At 44.1% G+C, this 4,885-nt stretch carries 4 protein-coding genes; 3 read left to right on the forward strand and 1 reads right to left on the reverse strand.

Annotated features, from left to right (window positions below):
- Positions 1-182: 182 nt before the first annotated feature.
- Both ACWVCM_RS06170 and ACWVCM_RS06175 read left to right on the forward strand, forming a co-directional pair.
- Complete coding sequence (locus tag ACWVCM_RS06170; protein WP_455200849.1) at positions 183-872, forward strand: methyltransferase domain-containing protein; 690 nt, start codon at positions 183-185, stop codon at positions 870-872.
- Positions 873-974: 102 nt separating this feature from the next.
- Entirely contained in the window at positions 975-1,382 is a 408-nt protein-coding gene (locus tag ACWVCM_RS06175) for a hypothetical protein (RefSeq protein ID WP_455200850.1), read from the forward strand.
- Between the two features lie 31 nt (positions 1,383-1,413).
- Here ACWVCM_RS06175 and ACWVCM_RS06180 read toward each other — a convergent pair whose 3' ends face one another.
- A complete protein-coding gene (locus ACWVCM_RS06180; RefSeq protein WP_455200851.1) occupies positions 1,414-3,243 on the reverse strand; it encodes a multiheme c-type cytochrome in 1,830 nt (609 codons plus the stop codon).
- A gap of 323 nt (positions 3,244-3,566) precedes the next feature.
- Between ACWVCM_RS06180 and ACWVCM_RS06185 the strand changes: the two genes are divergently transcribed.
- On the forward strand, positions 3,567-4,885 hold a 1,319-nt coding region (locus ACWVCM_RS06185), incomplete at its 3' end, for a B12-binding domain-containing radical SAM protein (protein WP_455200852.1).

Raw genomic sequence — 4,885 nt, forward strand, 5'->3', positions numbered from 1 at the left:
AGTACAGGTGGCCGGAGGCGCTAAACTTCCAGTTACTTATTGGTAAATGTACTGGGTTAAAGGGACAAGCTCGATTGAATAATCACATGCATTTATTTTGTGTACAACACCGGGGGACAGGTATAGCGCTTCAGCGTCTTTGCAGGATTACATTATGTCTTATCCTGGCAGGAAGCTACAGTTTGCCGACAAATACCTTTGCCGAAGATAACGATTATTATTCTACCTGGGAACCCCAGCTCTCCGGCAAATACAAGCTCATATGGTTCTATAATACGAGAGAGGACTCCTATGCAAGACAGCCTAACAGAGTAGTAGTAAGCAATAAGGAATTTATTATTAATACGGATGTCAGGCCGCCAGTAGTAAACAGCGTATATTTAATGGAATATTCCAAGGTTAATGAAGGCGAAGCAGTGCTTGATATTGGAACCGGTTCCGGCCTTCACGCTATTTTTGCCGCAGAAAAAGCGCAACGCGTCGTCGCCACTGATATCTATAAACCTGCAATAGAAAATGCCAGAAGCAATGCGCAGTTAAATGGCGTTGCAGATAAAATAGATTTTCGTGTTGGTGATTTGTTTGAGCCAATCGGTGAGCATGAAAAATTCGATGTCTTTTTCGTAAACATTAACTTCCCTTTTCATGTCAATGATGACCGCCGTAATGCGCTTCATGAACGATTATTTTCTGAAGTCCATCAGTACATGAAGCCTAATGCACGTATCTACTTTCAAACCAGTTTTGTAAAAAATGTTCCCTATATTTATGACATGTTGAACCGTAACAATCTTCGTATCACGGAAATGCACATGGAGAATATGCCTGAAATAGAGCACGAGGCGCTTTTTATGTTAGTTCAGAGGCATTGAAGACTATAGAGTAATGGGGCGTATTAGTGGATTGCTCCCAATTAAAAATATTGAAAGGAAAGCTGGATTGTACTCTGTTCCTCTTTATTTCAGTACAAAAACATGAAAACCATATTAACTATTTTTATCGTGCTTTTTAGTCAGCAGGTGCTTTCTGTTGAAAATTTATCGCAAATAGACCATGTTGGAACATGGAATTCCCAATGGACAGTTATAGATGGAGAAAAACAAACGCTCACAATTTCACAGGATAAGTCTTCGGTATTTGTGCGAAATTTTAAAGATGGTAGCAAACAAGTGTTCGAGTCAAACAACATTGAGTATTTAGATGACCTGCTAATCATCAAGTACAGAAATAATAAAGGTGAATTGAATTGTAAGTTAGTTCTTTCGGGCTGGTATTCATACGGTAAATATATGTTTTATGGCACTATATACATGTATCATAAAGGCAAACTTTATAACGGACTAACAGTGTCATTAAAGCGTGTTAATCAAGGTGGCGAATAGAATCGCCGGGGCGACAAAATTCTTATTATTTTTATTTGAAAGGTAGTGATCCATGGATTTCGCTGATCGTTTCTGAGCGAAGCGTGGCGTTGTCATACATTGATTCAAACTTTGCGACTTCGGGATTATCATTGTCCTGAAACAAGTCGCTTACAAAGCCGTAAGCCAGTGATTGATACTTCAAGGCTGCAGTAAAGCTGCTGGCGTTATTTGGCCCGATGTCTATCTTGTAGGTAATAATATCGCTACCGGCGTTAAAATTCATATCGCCCATCGCGACTCCAACGACGCGGATGTCATCGGCCACACTGTTCTTGTCGAACCCTGTGGGTGGCAGGCGATTATCTTTCAGATAGCGTGCGGCACGAAGCAAGGTATAAGTAACATTACCATCTGTGTCACCCATAATCGGTTCATAAATTTGCACCTGGTTTTCTTGCGTGATTTCATCATAGTGTGGTTCATAGCGGTTCAAATCGGTATCTGCGTCAGCGCCCACAATACTGCCATCGGCATTGGTTTTACCGGATTCGAATATAATATTGTCAGCGCTATCTCGAACTACAAAGTGAATATAGACGCGTCGTGATGGGAAACTGGTTGGCAGTTTGTGACCGGAATGATTGTTGATGCGTAGTTGCACGGTCAGCTCGTTGTCGAGTAAATTTTGACTCACTACCTCAATGTCGGCGGCAGATTCCAGCATTGCGCGGGCTCGTAATATGCTTAAATCAAAACTCTCAGCGGTCACGGCTAAAGCATCTTTGTTGCGTGAAAGGATGTCTAACATTGCAGTGTTCGCACCCACCAGGGTATGGCGAGCAAAATTGTCACGCTGAGTGAGAAACTGGGGACGATTTGCGATTTTGACGCCATCTGTTTTAGGCATATGGCAGTCCTGGCAACTCCTGGCCGTCGGGCCAGAAGCAAACGAACTGTTCTCCCATTCCGAATAAACCATTTGTTCCGGAAATTCTGTTTCTGGCGTCGTACTCACTACTGTTCCTGAGCTGTCTACAAACGGAGTTTTCAGGTTGTGGCAGGTTGCACACAGTTCCGAACTGGCGATGTGTGCTGAATAGGTTGGACGAAATCCGCTATTCATTAACATTGGATTAACAGCGGGATCGGCGTATTGACCGAATGCGGTGCGCTCTGCACTGGTGCCTAGATCCACGATGCGATAGTTACCTGAGAAACCTGCGAGCGTACCTAGCGTTGCACTATTTTCAATCTGATGACAGACAGTACAACTTACGCCATCCATTGCGTTGTTGTAGTAGATATTTTCTGGATTCAAGAAGCCTTCATCAAACAACTCTATCGTAGAACCATGAAAACTGGCTTCAACGTTGGCCATTGGCGCATGACAACGAGAGCATTTGTCATCAAGTAAGGTTTTGTGCTGCGGATTACGCTGGATTTCACTGGCAACCTTCGCGCGCCAAAAGGGATCACGTGTTGAGTTTGCCATCATTGATGTAGACCAGTCTGATTCGATAGATACATTCAACATTGAGCCGTCGCTCAGGTTATTGTGGCAAAGGGCGCAATTGCCAGAACCGGAAAAATGCGTGGATGTGAAAGTAGCGTCGCTTATCGCTACCGCAAGCGGATCAGCGTTACTGCCTGTACCATCATTGGCAGGGACATCAGGTGCGGTTTCACCAGGTACGGTTTCATCTGGTAACGTCTCACCCGGTACGGTCACGTCCGGTGAGGTTTCTTCAACGATGCTGTCGTCAATTGTGCTGGTGGATGTGCCGCTGTGACTTCCGCCACAAGCCGTTGACAGCAAAATCAATATCATTAAAAACGCAATCACTGCACATCTTGTGTGCTGATTTGTTTCGATCTTCATAGGTTGTTTTACTCGTACGGTATGTAACCTGGCGGACAAAAGATGCTGATTTTTCTACGAAAATCCACCAATTTTAAGAATATTATATTATGCTAATATGTGGTGGTTAGAAAAGGCATCGGTAGGCAAGTTCACTTTTATTTGGCCTAAAGTAGCGCAAAATCTCTTCGCAACCCGATTCGTCAAAAAAAAGTATAAGCAAACCTCTATGGTTCTATCCCCTGTTTGCCAACTGGCACTATGTTGACATAACACAAAGACAAGCCGTCTGTTTCAAATCATTCTAACGCCAGGGATGACTATCTATCACAAAGGAATGCCTAATGCCTGATGGCGTAAAATCTGTTCTCTATGTCCGTTTGCCCTGCTGGAAGATCTATCCAGGCGGCGTTCTTTATGTGGCTGATTATATTCACAAAAAGAGGCCGGACATAAAACAGGAGATCCTCGACCTGGCCCTGGTTTCCTCTGCTCGTCGCAGACAGGTATTGAAGCAACGAATACAGCAATTACAGCCTGATGTAGTGGCTTTTTCCTGGCGCAACATGCAGTCTTTTGGGCCGCATCCGGAAGACGATGCGCTGGATGTGGTGATGAATTTTGATCATTCACCGAGCCTATGGCGACGCATCAAATCCGCTGTTAGTGCGTTTAGCATCATATTTGATTATTCCTACAGTCGTATTCGCAACTTTGCTTTTATGAAAATGGCGCGTCGCCTGTTACCCGATGCGAAAATTATTGTTGGCGGTACTGCTGTTTCTATCTTTGGCCAATATGTGGCGCAAAAGTGTCCTGTTAACAGCACGGTTGTGGTCGGTGAGGGTGAGCCCGCTATGCTGTCTATTGTCGATGGTGAGGAGTCTACCATTGGTGAGTGCTACTACAAGAATGCGCAGGGTGAGGTACGCTTTCACCATCGTAAGGAAAATTTTGATTTAAACAGTCTGACGGCTGTGGATTTTCAGTATATCGCATCCATATTTCCATCCTTCCATGAGTATCTTGATGACTATGTAGGCGTGCACACTAAACGCGGTTGTCCATACCAGTGTCATTTCTGTTTGTATAATCAAATAGAAGGGCACCAACAGCGTTATCGTGAGCCGATGGAAATTGTCAATGAAATTGAAGCGTTGAATAAAAATTATGGTGTCCGCAAAATCTGGTTCACCGATGCGCAGTTCTGTTCCACGAAACGGAGTACGCAACATGTAGAACAGATCCTGGACGAAATAATCCGGCGTAAACTGAAGATTGAATGGACCGGCTATCTTCGCCTGAATCATCTGACACCAGAACTTGCCGGTAAAATGCTACAAAGTGGCCTGGCTAGCCTGGACCTGTCGTTTACTGGCACCCAGGAAGTGATTAACAGTTTGACGTTGGGGTATTCGCTGGAGCAACAGATGCGAGCTTTTCAGATGTTCAAGGATGCCGGCTATACCAGACAGAAAGTGAAATTGTATATGCCGCTGAATGCGCCGGGTGAAACAGTGCAAACGCTGCTTAAAACTATTGATCGTATTAAAGAACTGTATAGTATGTTTGGCCGAGATAACGTGCTGCCTTTCATATTCTTCATCGGTATACAGCCTGGCACACCCATAGAACGCATGTTGATAGAGCAGGGTTACCTTAG

The sequence above is a fragment of the Kaarinaea lacus genome (genome assembly GCF_975902315.1).